Raw genomic sequence first — 21,710 nt, 5'->3', positions numbered from 1 at the left:
TAGTCATCCGTATTATATGTATGATGAAATTGTGTTACAACCAGAATATTTAAAGAAACTCTTTCTATCCTTTAAATTTCAAAATCACGATAAAATTTTTAGTGTCTTAAAAGATAGTAATAGAATTTTTCTTGTTGGATGTGGAACTTCTTATAACGCAGCTTTGTCCAGTTTTAGTATCAGTCAAATTATTTTTAAAAAAGAAAATAAGTTTAGAGCAATACCAGCTCGAGAATTAATGTCTCCAGACATTTCCCTAAACAATAAGGATGTAGTAATTGCTTTCTCTCATTCCGGTGACACAAAAGCTACGTTTGATTGTATAGAAATGGCGAATCAGAACAACTGCAAAACCATATTGGTTACTGGTAATATTGATAGTAGATGTGCAAATATATCCGATTTTGTCTTTACGTATGGGTACCAAAAAGATAAGTCTCTTGCACATACAATCACCTATACACTAAGTGTTTTCCTCATGTTACTAATTATGGGAATATTATCAAGGAGGATGGGGGGTGTTGCTATAGACGATAGAATTAATTCTATAGCTATTCAGTTACCTTCTCTTTTCGAGAATATTATTAACCGTAGAAAAGAAATTAAAAAAATCGCAGAAAGTCTAAAAAGTAAATTTTATGTTATTTGTGGCAATGAAAGCACCATCGGTGTAGCTCATGAAGCAGCATTGAAGTTTGGGGAAGTTCACTATACTCCTACAATTAGTATGGATATAGAACAAATATTCCATGGACCATTAGTAATGTGTAATAAAGATACTACAATATTAGTAACCGCTAGCAATATTAATATAGACAGTAGAATATCTGATCTATTTAAGGCAAGTAGGATTATTGGTAGTACATCAGTACTTTTTACAACCGAAAAAAGCAGTGTGACTAATTCTAATTATGTGTTTCATATGCCAGATTGCCATGAACTCTTAGTTCCATTACTGTACACTTTACCAATGCAACTGATTAGCTATTATATCTCAATAAACAAAAAACTAAACCCAGATTACATCCGTAGAGATCAGTTAGCCTATAAAGAAGCGCGTGAAGCCTATGAATAAAAAACTTGTAGCAAAAACTGTTAACCCTCATGGGGTAATTGATAGGATAAAATCTCAAAATGCCGATAAAGAAGTTTTTAGAATCGGTATTAGCGCTAATTTAGGTGGGCATACAAGAGAATTGTATTCAGGGGTAGGGCTTGCAGTTCAAGAATATTTAAACGAAGAAGAGAGAGCTTATAACATTGAATTATTATGGGAAGAGAGCTCATTCGAACAGGGTTCTACAAGAAGGGCAGCAAACCTGTTAGTAAATAGAGGGGCTGAAGCTATAATTGGCCATTTGAGCGCAAATCAATCACTTGTAGCAGCTAGTATATATTCAGATATAGGCATTCCCTTTCTTGCTCCCGGCACTACACACCCTCTGTTAACTGAACAAGGGTACGATAATATCCTTAGAGTCTGTGGTAGAGATGAGAATATGGCTTCTGAAATGGTCAAGTTTGCGAAAAAATTGGTCTGTAATAATCAATTACAAATCGTTTATCAGCAAAATAATTATGGTGAACAGTTATCAATGTTACTTAAGAGATCAATAAAAGAAAAAGGTCTTCATGTTAAAAAATCCTTAATAATTAGTGAAAATGTGATAGCAGATATTGACAATGAAGATACCATATTATTTGCAGGCACTTATGAAGGAGCAGTATTATTAACGGAGCAAATAAAAAAATCTAATTTTAGGGGTGCGGTTATATTTGGTGATGATATTTTTGTTGCTGACTTCCCAATTCTTATAAATGATAGCAAACAACTTTATACGGTTTCGACAAAGAAAGAACTCTATAGCGTTAATTATGAGGAATTCTCTAAAAAGTATAGCGAATTAGCCTGTATGAATCCTGCCGCTTATTCGGTTACAAGTTATCTTGCAGCAAAGATTCTACTAAAAAATATCGAAATATTGAAAAAAGAGGGTTATAAAAAGCTAGTAAACAGGTTAAAAAGTGGTGTTTTAATAGGGAACAAGGAAATTTCTTTTTCACCAAATGGAGATGTTTTAGATTTTGAGTGGGATATTTACAGAATAAAAAACAAAGGATTCTTAAATGTGAATAGGAGTGATTTATAATGCCAGTTTTATTTTCATTCGGATTAACTTGTAATTTAGATACTGCAAAGAAAGATTTAGGTAATTGGAAAAAATATTCTAAAGCAGTTTTAAAAGATCATATCTATACATTTTCAGGGTTCCACCCGGACTTCAATGGAGGAACATCAACTGTAATTCATAAGGACGGTGGAGAAGTATTAGGAATTGCATTTGAAATCAATGAAAATCAAGTTAATCTCCTTACGGATAATGACTATGGTTATGAATTAAAGGAAAAAGAGATACTTATTTCAGATAAAAAAGTAAAAGCTTATATTATGGAACCTACAATTGTTGAAGAATTAAGAGAGCCTTCTTTGACTTACTACGAAAGTGTTAAATCTGCTTTAAATCAGCACTATCCAAAAGAAATTGTAGATCGTTATTTGGAGAGGGCGCTTAAAAGAACAAAGAAGCAAGGGGTGAATATCCAACGGTATAATCCTGATAGTTACAAGCATGAGTATGGTTCGTTACTAAGAAGAATATATCCTTGGGATAAGAGCCGTAAATCACCATTTGGTTCGGGATTTATAATAGTACAACCTGGAGAAACAACACAACCCCACAATCACGATGAGGAAGAAACTTTTATCATCCTTGAAGGAGAAGGTGTTATAAATGTTGATGGAGAAACACAAAAAGTATACCCAGAAGATGTTATTTACTTCGAGCCTTTCTCTGTCCATTCACTTCATAATACAGGGAATAAGGAACTAAAATTTTTGGCAGTTTGGTGGGGAGCTGTTGGAGTTGAACAGTATCAATTGGAAAATAAAAATTGGAAACAATAAGGAGGGTAAAAAAATGAGTAAAATGTTTGTTACAGCAACACCACCTACACCTAATGGTGACCTTCATATCGGTCATTTAGCAGGACCTTATCTGGGAGCAGATGTTTATTCACGTTTCAAAAAACTACAAGGTAACGACGTTTCTTATATAACTTATGGCGACGATAACCAAAGTTATGTATCTACGACTGCTAATAATAAAAAGATAGATCCAGTTGCAATGGTTGAAAACAATAACACTACTATAATGTCTACATTAAGGGCAGCTAATATTGAAGTGGATTTATATAAAACACCACTAGGTAATAACAAACATACAAATTATGTTTTAACATTCTTTTTAGAACTATATAATAGTGGGAAATTAAAAAAGAAAACTAAGGATATTTTATACTGTGAGGATTGTAATTTATATTTGTATGAGTCATTTGTTAAAGGATTGTGTCCCTATTGTAAAAATGAATCATCTGGTAACTTATGTGAAGCTTGTGGCCAAATAAATGATCCAATTGAATTAGAACACCCAACTTGTACTATTTGTGGAACAACGCCTAAAACAACTCAATATACTGGACTTTTTTTTCCGATCAATGAGTATAAAGATAAGTTAAAAAAATTTTATTCATCTAGAACTACTTGGAGAGCTCAATTGACGGAATACTGTAATTATATCGTTTCAAAAGATATTCCAGACTATCCAGTAACCTATCCTTCAAGTTGGGGAATTCCAGTTCCTATTGAAGAGTTCAAGGGACAAGTAATAAATGTGTGGTTTGAAATGTATCCAGGGATTTTAGAAAGTATTGAATCAGATAATATATATTCCGATAATTATACAACTAACAGTACCTTAATACAATTTCTCGGCTTTGATAACAGTTTCTTTAATTCTGTATTGCATATCGCTAGTGCATTTGCTATAGATAGAGATGAGTTATTACCTGAGCATATTATTACTAATTATTTTTATTTGCTTGATGAAAAAAAATTTTCTACTAGCAAAGGACATGCTCTTTGGGGTAGTAAAATCTTACAGAATATTCCATCAGATAACCTAAGATTTTATTTGTCTTTAACCAATCCTGAACATATGCAAACTAATTTCTCTTTAGACAATTTTTTTAAAGCTAACAAGAAAATGACTAATAAATGGGAAGAAGCAATAAATAGATATGTTGATATAGTTAATCAAGATTTTAAGGGAACGATACCAAAAACTGATTCGATACACTACCAAGCTACCAGCCTGATACAGAGAACAAAAAATAATTTAGAAAGATATTATGATTTACAACAATTTAGTTTACGAAAAGCCGCTCATGAATTAGAAGATTATATGGATTCTATAAAAGACTATTTGGATAGGATAGTTATACCTTTGAAAGATAAAGATGTTCATATGTATAAACGACATGTAGCTAACTTTAGTTATATACTAAGTTCTCTAGCTATCTTCTCTTTCCCCATAATGCCGAATTTCTCGAGAAAATTATATAGAAACTTAGGGGCAAAAGATTCCGACTTAAAATGGGAAAACCTATATAATATCGATACATTTACCGAAGTTGGAAATGAAAAGCAATTTTTTTTCTCCGTCATATCTAGGAGAAAATCATGAAAAAGATAAAAGTTCTCAAATTTGGTGGGAATTCTTTGCGAACAATTTCAGACCGCAAAAATATTGTTAAGACTATTAGTAAGGAAAGAGATAATGGGTTTAATTTAATTATAGTTGTATCTGCAATAGGGAGATTGGGGGATCCTTATGCAACTGATACACTATTAAGACACATTAAATATAATGTATTATCTCCAAGAGAAGCAGCGCAAATTACTTCTTGCGGTGAAATTATTTCGAGTATTGTATTGAGTTCACACTTAAATTCCTTAGGTATAAAGGCATCTGCTTTGACAGGGGCAAGAGCTGGAATGAAAACATCTAATGATTATTTAAATGCAAGGATAATATCTATAGATAAAAAAAATATAGATAACCTAATTAATGAGGGTATAATTCCAATAGTAGCTGGATTCCAAGGGCAAAATAGCTATGGTGAAACAACCCTACTTAGTAGGGGAGGAAGCGATGTAACTGCAGCAGCCATATCCCAAACTTTCGATGCTTGCCAGTTGGATATTTATACTGATGTACCTGGAATCATGACTACAGATCCTAAAATAACAAATTCTGCAAAAACATTAAAACACCTAAATTATGACCAAGCCTTAAAGATTGCTACTAGTGGTGGTAAAGTAATTCATCCAGAAGCAATTAGATGGGCTAAAGAAAATAATATAGAGATTAAGATTAAATCTTTATATAGTACACAAGAAACTACTATTACTGAAAATACAAATTATAATCAAACGCGAGGTAGTATCATTTGCCTTACAACAAATTCAATGGATGACAAAAAAGGAAAAATAACGATTATAGGCGATAGATTAAATAAGAATCAAGATATTCATAGTTATATTTTATACGACGACCTGAATATTCAATCATTTTCTTTTTTGCATGATAAAATCGAGTTAATATTACCAAAACATAATGTCAACAATTGGGTAAAAGTGTTTCATGAAAATTTTATTGAATGATTTATAAAAAATTAATAGACAACTCATGCCTATTGGTACGGAGTTGTTTATTAATTAATGTGTTATAAAACAATTCCAATATAGTTTTATCAGTATATTAACCTCCACAAGAAAAAGGTCGCATACGATTCATACCCTTTCCAAGATGAGGCAATTTTTTTAATTTCATTAATTGATGGTTTTTTATCTAAACCTCCAACTAATTTTATAGCATTATGTAGACCCACATCGTTTATAGGAAAGGCATCAAGATATCTTACACACCTTAATAAGACATAGTTTGCGGTCCATGGACCAATTCCTTTTATTTCAGTTAGAGTATTAACAGCTTCATCAATATTAGATAGTTGCAATAATTTCTCTTTTGATACTTTTTGGTTATCAATAGCACGTGCAATTTCTTTAATGTATTCACATTTTCTTCTTGACATTCCTAATTTAAATAATTCATCAATGCTTTCAGAAGCTATTATGCTTGCGGTAGGAAATAACCAATAATCCTCATTATCATAGTTAATTTTTTTGCCATATTTTTTAATAAATCTATCTTTTAACGTAGTGGCAAAAGTTAAATTTATCTGCTGACCTAAAATAGCCCATACAAAGGCCTCGAAAATGTCAGGTATTCCTATATTTCTCAAACCATAAAATTTTGATAATGGGAGCTGAAGGTACTCGTCATTCTTAGCAATGTCGTAGAAAGTTGTTAGATTTGTATCTAAATCAAGCCAGTCTCTAACATACAATATAATCTTATTTTCCGTTATTTCGTTGAACTTTTGATTAAAATCCTCAATATCAATAACTAGTTCATTAGAATATTCATAAACCTTTAAAAAAAATGGATTTTCATCTATGACAATAAATCGTTTTACACTTTTATGATCAGTATGAAATAATCCATCTTCTGTACTTTTTAAATAGTTCAGATTCATATTAAAAGAAAAATCCTTGGGGTAAGATATGCTCTTTTTTATTAACATTATGAAAACTCCTTTGGAACATAATAATTATAAAGTTAGCACAAATACACATAGCATAATGTTGTTATCTTGCTTTCATATTCTTATTTACTTGTAAAATTAAAACGGATGAAATAAACTGAATTCTAAATTAAAAATGAAAGGAAAATAGTTTATGTCCCAAATATATTGGACCTACTGGAGTTTAAATAATCAAAAGGGTATTATGGCGTGTTCAGATAAAGGTTTAGTTTATCTAGGTTCGCCTAACGAGACATACAATCATTAAGGATTGGTTAAAATACTCTAATCTGACAAATATATTTCATGATGAAGCTAAATTTAGTACCTATAACTTACAATTAACAGAGTATTTTACAGGAAAAAGGGAATTTTTTCATTAAACATGACCTCAAAGGGACCAAATTTCAAATTGAATTTTGGGAAACATTAAAATAAATTCCATTCGGAGATACTATTAGTTATTCAGAAATAGCTGAAAGATTAGGTAAGCCAAAGTCATATAGAGCAGTAGCTTCAGCAATTGCAAAAAATCCACTATTAATTATTATTCCTTATCAGCGAGTTGTGAATAAAAATGGTAAAAATACTGGTTATAGAGGAGGAATAGATTTCAAACTCAAATTAATTCAATTCGAAAGAGATTTAACACAACAATAGGTTACAGGAAGCTCTACTATATAATGACCATTTTTGATTTAAAATAGACTTTTCTTATTGGATAGAGGTGTTTGTTTTGTTTCAATAATAACAAATTTAAAAATGGACTTATATCTATTTGTGTATAACGCATTGTAATATTAAGTGCAACACCTAAAAATGTGGCTAGAACAAAACAGCCCACAACAGTTTCGTGTAAGATGTAAGTAACCACACCAACACGTACACGGGGGTACTGTTATGAGCTACAAACATCTTACCACATTTGAAAGAGCACGTATAGAAACATGAAATGATCAAGGAATGTCTATACGTACAATTGCTAAAAAACGTAATCGATCACCATCCACCATCTCAAGGGAATTAAAACGTAATATACAGGAAGGTTCTTATCCATCTGAAGATGCCCATGAGAACTATAACAAGCGTAGACTAAATTGTGGACGTATTGGTAAATGGTCTCCAGAACTAGCGAACATCATGAATGAAAAATTGAAGCTTACCTGGTCACCAGAACAAATTGTCGGACGCTTATTTCAGGGGGCGATTAGCTTCAAAACCATTTATCGTTGGATATATCAAGGATGGTTAAACAAAAACTTGAGTGTTCTACGTCATAAAGGAAAGCGGCAGAAACCCCAAGAAACAAGGGGACGCTTTAATGTTAGAACATCTATTACCAAACGGCCAAAAGAAATTAGAAAGCGAGAAACCTTTGGTCATTGGGAGCTTGATAGCAAATGACATCAAGTTGAGAATACTCCCCTGATATATAATCTTTTACAGCTGCTTGTATTAAAGCTTTAGAATATGATTTCCATGTCCTTGAGTTCTCCAATCCATTGAGACCGTATTTCTCATATTTCTCAGCCCAATCATACAGAGTTACATCCGCAATTCTGCATTTTGAACATAATTCTTTTATGGTATAATCTTCATTCTTATATGCCTTTAACACTTCATACTTAAACTGGCTAGAGTAAAATTTGTATTTACCGGACATAAAAAACTCCCTGTGATAACAGATTTTTATTTTTTAATCTGCCTACCTTAAGGGGAGCATATCAAACGGAAAGGGGTTGAGGAAAATCAGTGGAAATCAAGAATTAACAAAATTGGAAAGCGAGTGGAAGCCCCATTTTGATCGACTTACCGCCCTGAGCCGTCAAGGGAAAAGACACTCGATTTAATCGAAAAAATCAAAAGTATGGAACAGGAGCAAAGTCCAGTTGATTTACGTAAAGAGCTAGAAACGACGCAAGATAATCTTTCGACTAGATCCAAAATAGTCAATATGTTTTTATCACAATGGAATTTTTATGGTACGGTTAGTTGGGGCTAATGACAGGATTACTCATGATTGTTATCACTTTTACCATTAGTGAAAATTATGGTGCTGCTGGAGCTGGCTTTTTAAGTTGGATGAAGTGGATATCACTTCTTGTTATTGCAGTTATTGGCTATTCGTTTCGCCCTAAAAACGAAGGAAATGAGATTATTGAAATGTTAAGCTATTACCCAATTATTCAACAAATATTCACCCGTTTTATCATTGTAATGGGTTTTCAAGTCGCTCTGACCCTGCCGTTAGTTTTATTGTTATAGGAAAAGAAAGTACGACATTGTATTTAGTTAGCTCCGTTATACCTGTTTTCTTTTTTGGTGTAATCGGTTTTGTGACAATATTATGGTTAGGACAAAAATTAGGTTTAGCTTTAACATTGTTTATATGGTTCAGTCAAGTGTTCATGAAGAAAAAGCTTTTGTTTCAAACTCCAGGCGATGATTACTTTCTAGTCATCCATATGATGATTTTTGGAGTTTCTATCCTTTTATTAAGCAGTGTGTTATTGAAAAGACGTTTTTCGGTGAATACGAAATGAGGATAACGGTAAGCAATGTAGCATATACATGGATAATACGAAGATTTTAAATGGTATTTCGTGCTCATTTTCAAAAGGAATAACGTATGTAGTTGGAAATAATGGGGCGGGGAAAACGACACTTTTAAAGCTGCTCGCTACTGCACTGCAACCAGAATATGGGGAAATCAACTATTCGTTCTTAGTTCGAGACAAGCAGATTGGGACGTATAGAAAGAATTTAGATATTGAAGAAATTAGGGAAATCATTGGTTTTCTTCCACAACATTTTACAGGTCATCTTGATATGACGGTGGGAAGGTATGTAAAATATATCGCCTATCATAAGGGAGTGCCTTGAGAATTTGTAAAAAAGACGGTGGCACACTGGCTAAAGGAGAGCGAATTAACTCAATTAAAGCGGAGGAAGATAAAGCATCTATCAGGGGGACAACGGCAAAAAGTTGGTTTAATCCAAGCGCTAATAAATCTTCCGCGAATTTGTATATTGGACGAGCCGTTTGAGGGATTGGATATGAAGGAACGGAGTTATTTTCAATCTATACTCCAGCGACTAGCTTATCATAGTATTGTAATCATTAGTACTCATTTGATTGATGAGCTTCAGCAATCTAGTGAAGATACATTACTTTATTTAAGCGAAGGAAAAGTTGCCTATTTTGGAGATTTGAGAGTACTTGATACTATAAAAAAGGAATTACGGAAAACAGGAATCGACTAAGCTCTAATTTGAAACAAATTCCTTAAGCAAATGAAGCTAAGTAGTGATAAATATATTTAAGACCACCAAAACGTCATCCTCCGTCAGATGGCGTTTTAAGCTGTGAGATGAATGTGTTTCGTGACTAAACCTTCCTCCCTAACATGTTCTATCTCTTGGTGACGATTGCTTACAGTTTACATCCATTTCGGAAGCATAGTCTCCTAACTGTACCTTCAGATTAATGAAAGTCTGGTAGCAATGTATAATGGACGATTTCTCCGTAGGAACCCGTTATGGATTTTTTTCTTTCAGGATGGAGATGGTGGTTTTATGCACCGAAAGATAGCGAAGATGATAACAAATCATGCCTGTTTTTTCCTTAACAACAAAGTGTTAATGTGTTTTACCTTCATTAACGAGATATTTCAGGTGGAAATTTAAATTTCTATAAAAAATCGTACATTTAACTATAAACAATAGAAAATAGCTACCGATATAAATAATGCATCATCAAAAAAAATAGTTTATCTAACTTTAGAAGAAGCGTTGGACAAAAATTATCCTTATGGATGAGCAAGGATTCAAGGCAACATGGAAGTACAAAAAAATCTCTGGAAGAAAAGGACTAAGTACAATTCCAGAAGATTTTAAAATGATGCCCGAATAAATTCATCTCGATAATAACTCCTATTATCAGGAGATTATTATAAATCAAACTAGCATTTCACAAGGATGGGTCTTGCTAGTAAAACAAACACATGGAGGTAGAAAAGGTATGATTATTAATCACAACATTGCAGCGTTAAACACACATCGTCAACTTTCTAACAACAACAACGCTGTGCAAAGCTCACTGGAGAAGCTTTCTTCAGGACTAAAGATCAACAAAGCAGGAGATGACGCAGCAGGTTTAGCAATCTCTGAAAAAATGCGTGGTCAAATTCGCGGGTTGGAAATGGCACAAAAGAACGCCCAAGACGGTATTTCTTTAATCCAAACAGCTGAAGGTGCGATGAATGAAACTCACGCAATCCTTCAACGTATGCGTGAATTGGCAAACCAATCTTCTAACGATACAAATACGGATCAAGACCGTGCTGAGCTACAAAAAGAAGTAGATCAATTAGCGAATGCATTAAATGATATTTCTGAGGACACAGAATTTAACACGAAAAAATTACTTGATGGAACGTTAAAAGATGCAACATTCCATGTTGGAGCAAATGAAGGCCAAAACTTAAAAGTTTCCATTAGTAATATGAGTGGTACTGAGTTGAAAGTAGCTGAAACTTATAATGTTGACGATTTAACGTATCAGGATGCTACACAAGACGTCGATTATACAGTTGGTACTAATGGCGATGAAATTACCTATGGTAAAGAGACTGCAAAGTGGCAGGCTGCAGATCCTGATCCTGCTGGAGATGGTTCACTACCTGGTACACCTGCTGGTTATTACGATGGTGGAAAGCTAGTCCTTGAAGCAGATACAAAATTAACTGATGGAGAAACTGGAACAATTAAAGGTAAAGCTGGCGGTTACTACGATGGTGATAAACTAGTAATCGAAGCAGAAGAAGATAATTTGAGCGGAGAAGTAACAGTCGGTATCAACATTTCCTCTCAAGAAAGTGCAGATAAAGCCATTTCGACAATTCAAACAGCTATCGACAACGTATCTGCAGAGCGTTCTAAAATCGGTGCGGTACAAAACCGTTTACAACACACGATTAACAACCTAGGTACTTCTGCAGAAAACCTAACTGCTGCTGAATCTCGTATCCGTGACGTAGATATGGCTAAAGAAATGATGGCATTTACGAAAAACAACATCCTTACTCAAGCAGCTCAATCCATGCTTGCGCAAGCTAACCAACAGCCACAAGGTGTACTTCAATTACTTCGTTAATAAGTAAATGGAGAATAATTATATAAGATCGAAGCCTGCTCGTTATGAGCGGGCTTTTATCTATTTAGAGCAAGCAAAACAAACGTTACTTTATAAATAAATTTATGTTCCAAGGTAAAACTTAGTGAAGTAATACAGGCTTTTTAACATTATCTGATTTTGATGTACATTTAACCCTCTTGTCATTATAATGGAGAAGATGATAAAAGCTAATAAGATATAATCAAATAATGCTTACACCGATAAGTTTTATTGAAATAGTAATTAAATACAGCATTTTTAGTAGCTTTCACCCTCTTTTCTTCGATGCGTGGTTTAAAACTACATCTATTAGCGTCCCCATCTAAAAAACCTGCTACCCATCTTAGAATAGCTCAAGCAAAAATTTTAACATAATCTTAGGTATGGAAAGGAGTAAAGAAATGGCTAGTTTTTACGGAAAGCTGTCTGCAGAGGTTTATGATCTTGATAAGTATATCGGTAAATCTTACGGTGATGTGGAGTATTACTACGATCGGTTAAAAAACGTAAAAGGGAAAATTTTAGAACCGGCTGTTGGGAATGGGCGCATCTTGATTCCATTATTAGAACAAGGATTGGATGTAGATGGATTTGATCTTTCAGATGATATGCTAGATTTATGTAAGAAAAATAGTGACCAAGCAGGTTTTAAACCGAATATATATAAATGTAACATGGCAAATTTCTCGTTGACTCAAAAATACGCAGCTATTATTGTGCCAACTGGTTCCTTTTTACTCTTGCATAAGCGGGAAGCGTCCGTAGCTGCACTCCAATGCTTTTTTGATCACCTAGAGACTGGTGGAAAATTGATTGTAGACATTTTTCTACCAGATACGTTTAAAGAAGGATATGTATCAAAACGAACCATGCATAATCCAGAAGGTGACATGATTACGTTGGAAGAAACGTTAGTAAAAGTGGAACCAATTCATCAGTTCTCTATTTTTCATAATAAATATGAAAAATGGAGCGAAGGTAAACTGATAGATTCAGAGCTCGAGATATTTCCGCTAAAATGGTATGGAGTTGAAGAATTTCGTTTAACTTTAGAAAAAATCGGTTTTAAGAACATCATTGTTTCTTCCGATTATAAGTATAATCAATATCCTACTAAAGCAGATGATATTATTACGTTTGAAGCGATTCGACCGTAAAAGAGTTAGATAGTTAGTAATTATAAACACAATTAGAGATCCAAACCTTTGCAGGAGGAAAAAAGCATATGCTTTTGTGAATGAAAAATTGATTCTGTAACTTTTGAAGTTATTTTCGAACAAAAAACTAAATTAATTTAATAATGTTCGTGTTTAGTTGACAATTATGTTGGGAAATCGTATGATTATCCTGTGTTAATTAAATAGACGCGTATAATTTGGGGATAGGGCTCAAAGTTTCTACCAGACTGCCGTAAATAGTCTGACTACGCAAGAGATACTGATTGCAGGATGATCAAATGACTGGTTTTTTTTGGGATATCCTTATGAATCAACAAGCTCTTGGGTGCAGACCTGAGAGCTTTTTTCGTTCTTGCGTCTTTTTTCGCTAAAATTCACCAAAAAGTAGCTCATAGCACAAAAGAAACCTTGTGAAAACTGTATCCAACTACGTCCTAAAGAAAGTATCAATTTTGAAAAAAATGCCAGTCCATCAGATAGCTGGCAATAAAAGCTTGCAAAATGAGAGGAGAAACATCATGAAAAAGTATTTTCGTTTTGACGAACTTGGAACAAATTATCGGACCGAGTTTATGGCGGGATTAACGACCTTTTTAGCAATGGCTTATGTTTTATTTGTTAATCCATCTACATTAGCGTTAGTAGGTATTGAGGACCTTCCTAGTGGCGTTACGCGTATGGATCAGGACGCTGTATTTGCAGCTACAGCTATTGCTGCAGCGGTCGGTTCTCTATTTATGGGACTCATTGCGAAATACCCGATCGCATTAGCTCCGGGAATGGGTTTAAATGCATTTTTTGCTTATACGGTCGTATTAGGATATGGCATACCTTGGGAAACAGCGCTTAGTGGTGTACTAGCTTCTGGACTGATCTTTGTTGTTCTAACACTAACTGGGCTGCGTGAAAAAATTATTAATGCGATTCCGGCCAATTTAAAAATGGCGGTAGGTGCAGGAATTGGCTTTTTCATTGCCTTCATTGGTTTCCAAAATTCCGGCATTATTGTTGCAAATGAAGCGACATTACTCGGATTAGGGGATCTTACAACGCCGACAGTGCTTTTGGCTATTTTTGGCTTAGTGGTATCGATTATTTTAATGACGATTGGAATTCGTGGTGGCATTTTTTACGGAATGATTATTACAGCTATTGCTGGTATGGTGACTGGATTAATTACACCGCCATCAGGCTTAGACGGAGTTGTCAGCAGTGTTCCTAGCTTGGCGCCTACATTTGGACAGGCGTTTGTAAACTTTGGAGATATTTTTACACTGCAAATGTTGGTCGTCATTTTGACCTTTTTATTTGTTGACTTCTTTGATACGGCAGGTACATTAGTAGCCGTTGCTAATCAAGCAGGGTTAATGAAGGATAATAAGCTGCCACGTGCTGGAAAAGCATTGTTTGCTGATTCTGCAGCTACCGTTGTAGGTGCTACACTAGGTACATCAACGACAACGGCTTATGTGGAATCAACTGCTGGGGTTGGAGCTGGTGGACGTACTGGTTTTACAGCTGTTGTTACAGCGATGTTTTTCTTACTTGCATTATTCTTTTCCCCTTTATTAAGTGTTGTCACACCAGAAGTAACTGCCCCTGCATTAATCATTGTAGGTGTATTAATGTCTTCGGCTTTAAAAAATATTGAATGGGATCAATTTGAAATAGCTGTTCCAGCGTTTCTAATTGTGATTGCTATGCCGTTAACATACAGCATTGCAACAGGGATTGCGATTGGATTTATTTTCTATCCCATTACGATGGTGCTAAAAGGGCGAGCCAAAGAAATTCACCCGGTGATGTATTTCTTATTTGTTATTTTCATTTTGTATTTTGTCTTTTTAAGCTAAAAATTTGGACGAATAAAATGACTTTTCCCAAGTCTTCTTGGGAAAGGTCTTTTGTTTATGATTATAAAGCACTACGTTATTAGCATGTAGCCGATAGTAAGATTTTCCTTTCCACCTTGCGAAGTAATAACGAGGAAGAAACATTCCACCTGCAGGCACCTACTGCCTGATTTTATCCAAAGTAATTAAGTTATATCTTGGAGATATCAATCAAGCCCACTGAAAAATTGTAAAGTGAATTTTCCATCAGTAGGGGGGTATTTCTCCTCACTGAATACCGTAATGGTATGACCTAAAGGCTGCTTACGAAATAGGGTATTTAGGAGCTGTTTGCTCCCACTTCAACTTGTTGCTGTACAGGTTATCCAACTCCTGAAGTAGGAGTCTTACCGCACCTTAGATAAAATCAGAAAAACAGATAAACTAAATATCACCATTTGCAGTGAAGGATTCGACTACTATTTATATATATCTGTTGGAAATGTATTATTATAAAGATCAACTCTATCAGTGGTCTCGCCCCAATCTAGTGTAAAAAGACGAGACCCCTTCACTTTATATTTCCTTTTCTAATTGTGTTAGGAGATGCAATACTTCATCAGATGCTGTTTGTAGCTGGGCAAAATAGCTTTTTGTCTCTGCGCGTTTCCTTTGTTCATAGCTTTGGACGGCTAGCTTCGCATAATGATGTACTTGACGATGTGGTTCTTCCAGTTGCAGGAATACAGGGTTGTCTTTTATATGGGACGGTAAATCGCCATAATACCATTTACCGAGTCGGCATGCTTGATGAGAAGCGACTTGCTGGGAATCAATCGTCTCCAAATCAAGCAACATATTGTATACGCGCCATTTCCATAGCATATGGTCAGTTTTCGCTGCTTCGATAATATCTTTTGCTTGAAAACGGATATTATCAAAGAACGTTAATCGATATGCATCCATTTGCTTGCTTAATTGCAGAATTGTTTTGGCTGTCTCTATTGCAACCTCTTGTGTAGTCTGACCCATTTCGAACATCATGGCGTTTCGATCAGCAATTTCTGTTACTGCCGATGTTTGTTCTTCTGTCATGGCAGCTATTTGTGAGGTAGAACCATTAATTGCTTGTATCGCTGCGATGATATCTTGTAGTGCTTTTTCGCCATCTTGGGAATCGGATATAGCACCTTGAATAAGCGCATCCGTATTGTCCATTTCTGTTGTGACGAGGCTGGCAACTTGATATAGAGCGTCCATATTTCGTTTGATTTGTATGGTTTGTTCTTTTGTATGTTCTGCTAGATTTCGAACCTCTTGAGCGACAACCGAAAATCCTTTTCCATGTTCACCTGCTCGGGCCGCTTCAATACTGGCATTTAAGGCTAGCAAATGGGTTTGGTCGGTAATATCTTCAATCACGTTAACAATATGTTGGGTTTGTTTGATTTCATCATTTAAGCTGTTCATTTGCTTTTCAATCTTATTATATACTTGCCCCATTTTATTCATATCTTCAAGTGCTCCATGAACCACTTGTTTGCTTTTTTCTACAGAAGAAACTGCTTCTTCTGTTTCTTCAGCGACTTTTGTAGCGTGTTCGGCTACTTCATTGACTGAGGCACTGACTTCCTCTGTAGCAGATGTTACATTATGGCTTTCTTCCACAATGTTTTCCATCTGATTAATTAACTGCTCTGTCGTATCTAACTTAGTTACGCCATGAAGTAAATCTGAAATATTGGATAGGAATGATTTAAAAGTTTCTTCTATATGCGCTTGCACCATTAGCTGTTGATCAAAACCTGCCCGTTTTTGAATAGCGAGGGACATAGAAATCATTTGTTTTTGCTTACGTCTTGACTGTTTGAGTAATAAAGAGGTCATATGTTGGATGAGTAGGTTATGTGCCCCAATGAATTGATCGACAGTTATACGGAAATGGCTAAGTTGATTTCCCATTTCCATCCGCGAACGTATATACCTGACGTCAATATTTGCATTAAAGAAATCCTCTACATATGTATCGATGAGATTTTCTAATTGGTCCTTTGGGACATGTTGCTTTATGGTCCCATTTTGTTCAGTAACGGAAGCAAGATAATTGTAAAAAACTTCTACATATTCTTTTTTATAAGGAATTAGAATAGCTGCCGCTTGTTGTACGAACTCTAGTGTTTCTTGAGTTACTCCCATCAGCGCTAATTTTTTAGTCATATTTTCTTTGTCATTTGTTTGATCCAATGAGTCAGGTTTGGTTGCCATTATATTTTCCAATGCTGTCTCCCCCTATTAGTGTGAATAGAAAAGTTGTCCCTTAATAGTAATAAGGTTGTTTCTAACATTACATTCTACCGGGAACATTCCCTGCAGATCGCGCAATTAATAAAAGCGGTTTCAAAATACACGGATTGAAAATTCCTGTTATGTGGGATGAAATCGACACTTCCATCAACTACAAGCAAATCACTTTCTTGGCTGTTCAGTGAGCATAGACTTAAAAGAATGATAGTTCTTTTTAACTAATAAGTCAATAAAAACAGGTATAAAGAATCATTTATGAAGTGCGAGAAAAATAAAAAAGACCAAACACTACAGTTGAAGATAATGACCCTACGAAGTTAGATTTTTAACGCTAACCTTCGGGGGGCAGTATCCAGTGCTTGGTCTCTACATAAAGAGCAGCTTATTTACTTTTTTCATGTATATAAGCTTCTTTTCCATAAGGCAGCAAATGATAAATGGTAATTAAAATGGTTCCGACTAAAGCTATTCCGCCCATAGCAGCATATAATGTACCGCCACCGTAAGAATCTATCATTGCGCCGCCAAGTAAGGAGCCTATAATTCCTGAAACACCAAAGAACGTTGCAAAAAATACAAGATGACCGGTAGATTGCAATAATTTAGGCACGAGACGGGATATATAGTTAAAGGAAGCTAAATAGAAAGTCCCGAATGTTAACCCGTGCATGAATTGTAGGCTAATAATATGCCAAGGACTGTCTGCTGAGCCATAAATAAACCAGCGGATACTATATAAAACACCAGCAATAATGACAAACACAAGTGGATGATACTTTCTAAACCAATATCCTGCAGTAGCAAAAACGATGGCTTCCGTAAGTACGCCGACAAACCAAGCCACACCGACTAAGCCTTCACTTCCTCCTAACTGTTCAATATATAAGCCAATAAAACTATCATTGGCACGATGCGTCACGCTTAAAAACATAATAAAAAATAAAAATATAAGAAAAGGTTTACTTTTTATAAGCAAGCTGACATCCTTTAGTTTGACAGGGTCTGATTCTACTTTTACATCTACGAGCTTGAAGCTGACGATAAATGCCAGTACTCCGAAAAACAAGTAAGGAATAATCATATATTGAATCCCGGCTCTTGTAAGAATTTCGCCGATTACTAGCGAGGAAACTGCAAAGCCAATGGAACCCCATAAACGAATGGTTCCAAATGAAACGCCAAGATCATGAGATCTTCGCTGTGCGAGGCTATCTCCTAATGCACCAATAGGTGTTACGAAAAAATAAAATATAGCGCCGACAGTAAGAATAGGCAGCAGTGTGTCCATTTGAAAAAAGACCACACTCATAACTAATAAACCGATGAGGCATACTTGGATGACGCGCTTTACTGTTTTAAATTTATCACTCATGTATCCCCAAAACGGCTGAGCGATGATGGAAGCCATAGGACCAACTGCCAGAACATAGCCGATTTCTGTACCATCTAATCCTTTGTACTTTAAATATAAAGGTAAGTAGCTAAGGATAATGGTATTGGTAGCATGAAATGCAAATAATAACATTTTTAGTGGTGTTAACGATGCATGTTTAGACAAATCTCTCTCTCCTGACTTGAATGAAGTGAAACTTTATTTAGCAGTATTTTTAACCTGATAACCTATTACATGTTATACTGAAAGGTCATTGAACCAATCGGGGTTTTGGTGCCGTTACACCCGCATAGTTCTTTGTATCATTATTCCCACTAAATAAAGTAAGAGTCTTACGGCACCTTATATGCAGGAAAACGAATGGAATTCCACACAAATAGAAACTTCCAAAAGCAAAAAGGAAGTTTTACGGCAACTACAGACCAAGTGTGTTTATAATAGATGGAGGATGGAATGACAAGTAACGATAGCGTTTAAAATTAATTTTTAAAGAAACGGTTTAAAAAGAAAATGAATCCCGATTGTATGGTTCGTTTATTTATGAAGATCGCCTGTACATCATGATAAATCCATCTGCTGCCATTGTAACGAACTTCTTCCACTGTTTGGGAAGTATATGGCAGGCAGGCTTCACATATGATCTAAAAATTGATGAGCTAGTGTTTAAGATGAATGGACTACCTACGTATGCCATAATCGATGGATAAATGCATCTCTTCCTGATTTAGCTCGGTCTGCTTGGTAAGCCGCTTTATTTTTTTGATAGAAATCTTGATGATATTCTTCTGCTGGATAAAAAGTTGTAGCTGGCAATATCTTCGTAACAATTGGCTTCGAGAACTTTCCACTTTGTTCTAGCAGCCGCTTCGATGCTTCTGCTAAGGATTTTTGATCTTCATCATGGAAAAAAATAGCAGTTCGGTAAGCATCTCCACGATCATGGAATTGTCCACCATCATCGGTCGGATCGATTTGCTGCCAAAAGATATGAAGAATGGTTTGGTATGATATAATGTTAGGATCAAAGGCTATTTCTACTGCTTCATAGTGTCCCGTGTTGCCCCGTTTTACTTCTTCATATGTTGGGTTTTCCAAGTGACCTCCTGTGTAACCAGAAATCACATGCTTTACTCCTTCCCATTGGTCAAATGGTTTTACCATACACCAAAAGCATCCGCCGGCAAAGGTTGCTCGCTGTATTTCAGTCATACGTATCCCTCGCTTTTTATCTCGTAAGGTGCTGTAAGATTCTCGCTTCAGAAGTTGGATAATCTGTACTGCAACAAGTCTAAGTCGGGAGATAACAGCACCTAAATATCCTATTTCGTAAGAGACCATTAGGGTCATACCATTACGGTACTAACAATCAGTGGGGGATGAATGAAAACTCCCACTGTTGAAGATGCACTTTATCCATGTGTGTTTGCAAGCTGCATTATTTTTATTAGAATAAAGATACTATATCATATTTTACAAGCGGGTGACAGAATGGTAGAACCATATATTCATAAATTGTTTAAGATGAAGGAATTATATGATCAAAATACAGCAAAAATTGAGGATGGGGATCCCAAGTACTTCGTAAATGAAGAAGTTCAAGGATCGATTTATTTAACGAAACAAGGGCTGTCTCTCTCAGAGGATGTTGATAAAGCGTTGTTTACGTATCCATGGAAGCATTATTACGATTGGGCTGATGTGTACCAATTAGACACGATTCAAATCGGAGATATCGGTGAAAACGTGTCTGTTTTAGAAATGGATGAATACTCCGTGTTTCTAGGGGATACGTATCAAGTAGGGGAGGCTGTCATTCAGGTGAGCCAACCTTATTTACCAACATGGAGGCTAGCAAAGCATTTACAGATGGAGGATTTTGCCTTGCAAATGCAACAGAGTGGACGTACGGGGTGGTATTTCCGGGTGCTTCAAGAGGGGGACATACAAGCAGAGCAAGATATGGAATTACTTGACCGACCATATCCACAGTGGTCATTAGCTGCATGTAATGAGGTTATGCACCGATTTAGGGAAGATTTGCGCTTAGCAGATGATTTATTGCAATGTGACGTACTAGGGAAAACATGGAAAACCTTGTTAAAAAAACGTTTGCGGGGGATACCGTTACGAACGAAAAGTCGTCTATTCGGACCAAAGTAAAAGTAATCTCGATTTTTGGACATACGAGAAGACGTAGCTTACAGCTTTAGGCGTTAAAAAATAGAACTATAGAGAATGGAATAGTTAATTACAACCAGTAATGACGCGTATGCATGTAAACAGAGCCCCTATCCGAGGCGAAAAGGATGGAGGCTTATATGGCATTTATAATCACCTCTCATAGGCTCCATATATAACCATTCAGGGTGCTGGGATATAAATCGAATATAAACTTGACAGATGAATAACGTACTAATATAGCTTCAGAAATATACGTAGACGCTGCGCGGAAGGAAAAGCATTGGAAAGACCTCGTAGTTCACTGGCGCGAAGAGGCTCACGAGCTGCATGTGAAAAAGCGAAGTATATTTCTGGAGCGTGTTATTTGCGCTATCCAGCATTTCTAGATAGTTCGTATTTTACTTTGATAAAAACTTTAATTAGTAAAAGATCCTAGCCTCTATCTTCATTAGTTATCTTCTAAAACATGGACATGAATACGATTTTTTCTGCTCGTTTCTGAAATAAGGCGATGTAATTGAATATAGACAAGTCCATGTTTATAAGTCGCTTTTATTTTATCGGCACGAACAGGAAATGGCAGGGTTATTTTTCTTTCGAATACGCCATAAAGAATTTCTTCTTTCACTACTGTTCCATGTGAATGGTCGATATCAATCGAGCCTCTTAATTCTAAGGTAGCGTAGTCTACATATATATCGAGCTTATCTAAGTCATGTAAACCAGGAATATTTACGATACAAAACAATTCATGGTCCGTTTGATAGATGTTAATTTGTGGTATTGTAGGTTTAATGAGACCTTCAAATTCATTCCAAAAGCTGTCACCGAAGAAATGATCCATGTTCTTTTTCCAATCCGCCATCTGCTGAAATGGATCCACACTATCACCTCGTTTTCTTTTACTAAGCATTTGGTATGTAACTGGGAGTAAAACGTGTCCTTCCTTCCTAAAGTTAAAACATAGGAGGGAAAAGTAACGATCCAGCTGCAAGTAAAATGCCCATTCGATTTACTAACAATTCATGGGAAAAAATGATACTTGAAGTTTTCCTCTATAGCCTATGCTGCAATATATTCCATTGTGCATGGCGATAGTA

At 35.4% G+C, this 21,710-nt stretch carries 19 protein-coding genes, 2 pseudogenes and 1 riboswitch; of the genes and pseudogenes, 15 read left to right on the top strand and 6 right to left on the bottom strand.

Going from position 1 to position 21,710, the window contains the following annotated elements:
- Nucleotides 1-16: 16 nt before the first annotated feature.
- From KBP50_RS17675 to KBP50_RS17655, 5 genes are read left to right on the top strand one after another with little or no spacing between them, the layout of a single operon-like run.
- The gene (locus KBP50_RS17675) at nt 17-1,075 is read left to right on the top strand and encodes an SIS domain-containing protein (RefSeq protein ID WP_210967601.1); all 1,059 of its coding nucleotides are present in this window, start codon (nt 17-19) and stop codon (nt 1,073-1,075) included.
- Nucleotides 1,068-2,150 carry an ABC transporter substrate-binding protein gene (locus KBP50_RS17670; RefSeq protein ID WP_050351729.1) on the top strand — a complete coding sequence of 361 codons (1,083 nt, stop codon included), beginning with the start codon at nt 1,068-1,070 and terminating at the stop codon, nt 2,148-2,150. The genes KBP50_RS17675 and KBP50_RS17670 overlap by 8 nt, the downstream gene beginning before the upstream one ends.
- Entirely contained in the window at nt 2,150-2,965 is an 816-nt protein-coding gene (locus KBP50_RS17665; protein WP_050351728.1) for a cupin domain-containing protein, read from the top strand. The genes KBP50_RS17670 and KBP50_RS17665 overlap by 1 nt, the downstream gene beginning before the upstream one ends.
- 13 nt (nt 2,966-2,978) lie before the next feature.
- Nucleotides 2,979-4,583, top strand: coding sequence for a class I tRNA ligase family protein (locus KBP50_RS17660; protein ID WP_128743403.1), 1,605 nt, complete (start codon nt 2,979-2,981; stop codon nt 4,581-4,583).
- Nucleotides 4,580-5,563 (top strand): amino acid kinase family protein, encoded by a 984-nt coding sequence (locus KBP50_RS17655; protein WP_050351726.1) that lies wholly within the window; start codon nt 4,580-4,582, stop codon nt 5,561-5,563. The genes KBP50_RS17660 and KBP50_RS17655 overlap by 4 nt, the downstream gene beginning before the upstream one ends.
- 89 nt (nt 5,564-5,652) lie before the next feature.
- Here KBP50_RS17655 and KBP50_RS17650 read toward each other — a convergent pair whose 3' ends face one another.
- Nucleotides 5,653-6,546 carry a DNA-3-methyladenine glycosylase family protein gene (locus KBP50_RS17650; protein WP_050351725.1) on the bottom strand — a complete coding sequence of 298 codons (894 nt, stop codon included), beginning with the start codon at nt 6,544-6,546 and terminating at the stop codon, nt 5,653-5,655.
- Nucleotides 6,547-6,984: 438 nt separating this feature from the next.
- Here KBP50_RS17650 and KBP50_RS22235 point away from each other — a divergent pair, with 438 nt between their 5' ends.
- Together KBP50_RS22235 and KBP50_RS17640 are read left to right on the top strand one after the other, a co-directional pair.
- Complete coding sequence (locus KBP50_RS22235; protein WP_128743528.1) at nt 6,985-7,206, top strand: methylated-DNA--[protein]-cysteine S-methyltransferase; 222 nt, start codon at nt 6,985-6,987, stop codon at nt 7,204-7,206.
- A gap of 240 nt (nt 7,207-7,446) precedes the next feature.
- Nucleotides 7,447-7,944, top strand: a pseudogene (locus KBP50_RS17640) (IS30 family transposase); the annotation flags it as partial.
- Here the strand turns inward: KBP50_RS17640 and KBP50_RS22805 are convergent.
- Entirely contained in the window at nt 7,904-8,209 is a 306-nt protein-coding gene (locus tag KBP50_RS22805) for a helix-turn-helix domain-containing protein (protein WP_072741164.1), read from the bottom strand. The pseudogene KBP50_RS17640 and the gene KBP50_RS22805 overlap by 41 nt on opposite strands.
- A gap of 204 nt (nt 8,210-8,413) precedes the next feature.
- Here KBP50_RS22805 and KBP50_RS22545 point away from each other — a divergent pair, with 204 nt between their 5' ends.
- The 7 genes and pseudogenes from KBP50_RS22545 to KBP50_RS17600 all read left to right on the top strand — a co-directional run bounded on the left by KBP50_RS22545 (nt 8,414) and on the right by KBP50_RS17600 (nt 14,753).
- Nucleotides 8,414-8,548, top strand: a complete 135-nt coding sequence (locus tag KBP50_RS22545; protein WP_257786701.1) for a hypothetical protein — start codon at nt 8,414-8,416, stop codon at nt 8,546-8,548.
- Nucleotides 8,548-8,811 carry a hypothetical protein gene (locus KBP50_RS17630; protein WP_050351723.1) on the top strand — a complete coding sequence of 88 codons (264 nt, stop codon included), beginning with the start codon at nt 8,548-8,550 and terminating at the stop codon, nt 8,809-8,811. Before KBP50_RS22545 ends, KBP50_RS17630 begins: the two co-directional genes overlap by 1 nt.
- A gap of 17 nt (nt 8,812-8,828) precedes the next feature.
- Complete coding sequence (locus tag KBP50_RS17625) at nt 8,829-9,089, top strand: hypothetical protein (protein WP_050351722.1); 261 nt, start codon at nt 8,829-8,831, stop codon at nt 9,087-9,089.
- 28 nt (nt 9,090-9,117) lie between these two features.
- Nucleotides 9,118-9,810, top strand: a pseudogene (locus tag KBP50_RS22230) (ATP-binding cassette domain-containing protein).
- Between the two features lie 757 nt (nt 9,811-10,567).
- Nucleotides 10,568-11,701 carry a flagellin N-terminal helical domain-containing protein gene (locus tag KBP50_RS17610; RefSeq protein WP_050351719.1) on the top strand — a complete coding sequence of 378 codons (1,134 nt, stop codon included), beginning with the start codon at nt 10,568-10,570 and terminating at the stop codon, nt 11,699-11,701.
- A gap of 422 nt (nt 11,702-12,123) precedes the next feature.
- Nucleotides 12,124-12,879: a methyltransferase domain-containing protein gene (locus KBP50_RS17605; protein WP_050351718.1), complete on the top strand. Its 756-nt coding sequence runs from the start codon at nt 12,124-12,126 to the stop codon at nt 12,877-12,879.
- Between the two features lie 189 nt (nt 12,880-13,068).
- A riboswitch (purine riboswitch) is annotated at nt 13,069-13,168 on the top strand.
- 250 nt (nt 13,169-13,418) lie between these two features.
- Nucleotides 13,419-14,753 (top strand): NCS2 family permease, encoded by a 1,335-nt coding sequence (locus KBP50_RS17600; protein ID WP_050351717.1) that lies wholly within the window; start codon nt 13,419-13,421, stop codon nt 14,751-14,753.
- Nucleotides 14,754-15,308: 555 nt separating this feature from the next.
- Here the strand turns inward: KBP50_RS17600 and KBP50_RS17595 are convergent.
- The 3 genes from KBP50_RS17595 to msrA all read right to left on the bottom strand — a co-directional run bounded on the left by KBP50_RS17595 (nt 15,309) and on the right by msrA (nt 19,638).
- On the bottom strand, nt 15,309-17,009 hold the full coding sequence (locus KBP50_RS17595; RefSeq protein ID WP_050351716.1) for a methyl-accepting chemotaxis protein: 1,701 nt from the start codon (nt 17,007-17,009) through the stop codon (nt 15,309-15,311).
- 409 nt (nt 17,010-17,418) lie between these two features.
- Nucleotides 17,419-18,594 carry an MFS transporter gene (locus KBP50_RS17590; RefSeq protein WP_050351715.1) on the bottom strand — a complete coding sequence of 392 codons (1,176 nt, stop codon included), beginning with the start codon at nt 18,592-18,594 and terminating at the stop codon, nt 17,419-17,421.
- Between the two features lie 516 nt (nt 18,595-19,110).
- The gene (msrA, locus tag KBP50_RS17585) at nt 19,111-19,638 is read right to left on the bottom strand and encodes a peptide-methionine (S)-S-oxide reductase MsrA (protein WP_050351714.1); all 528 of its coding nucleotides are present in this window, start codon (nt 19,636-19,638) and stop codon (nt 19,111-19,113) included.
- 279 nt (nt 19,639-19,917) lie between these two features.
- Here msrA and KBP50_RS17580 point away from each other — a divergent pair, with 279 nt between their 5' ends.
- Nucleotides 19,918-20,589: an MOSC domain-containing protein gene (locus KBP50_RS17580; RefSeq protein ID WP_072742378.1), complete on the top strand. Its 672-nt coding sequence runs from the start codon at nt 19,918-19,920 to the stop codon at nt 20,587-20,589.
- Nucleotides 20,590-21,058: 469 nt separating this feature from the next.
- Here the strand turns inward: KBP50_RS17580 and KBP50_RS17575 are convergent, their stop codons facing one another.
- Nucleotides 21,059-21,523 (bottom strand): Hsp20/alpha crystallin family protein, encoded by a 465-nt coding sequence (locus KBP50_RS17575; protein ID WP_232231337.1) that lies wholly within the window; start codon nt 21,521-21,523, stop codon nt 21,059-21,061.
- Between the last annotated feature and the right edge of the window lie 187 nt (nt 21,524-21,710).

Origin of the sequence: Virgibacillus pantothenticus (assembly GCF_018075365.1) — a bacterium.
In the GTDB taxonomy this organism is placed as follows: domain Bacteria; phylum Bacillota; class Bacilli; order Bacillales; family Amphibacillaceae; genus Virgibacillus; species Virgibacillus pantothenticus.
Note: the sequence above shows the minus strand (reverse complement) of the source record. Positions and strands in the feature narration are given on the sequence as shown.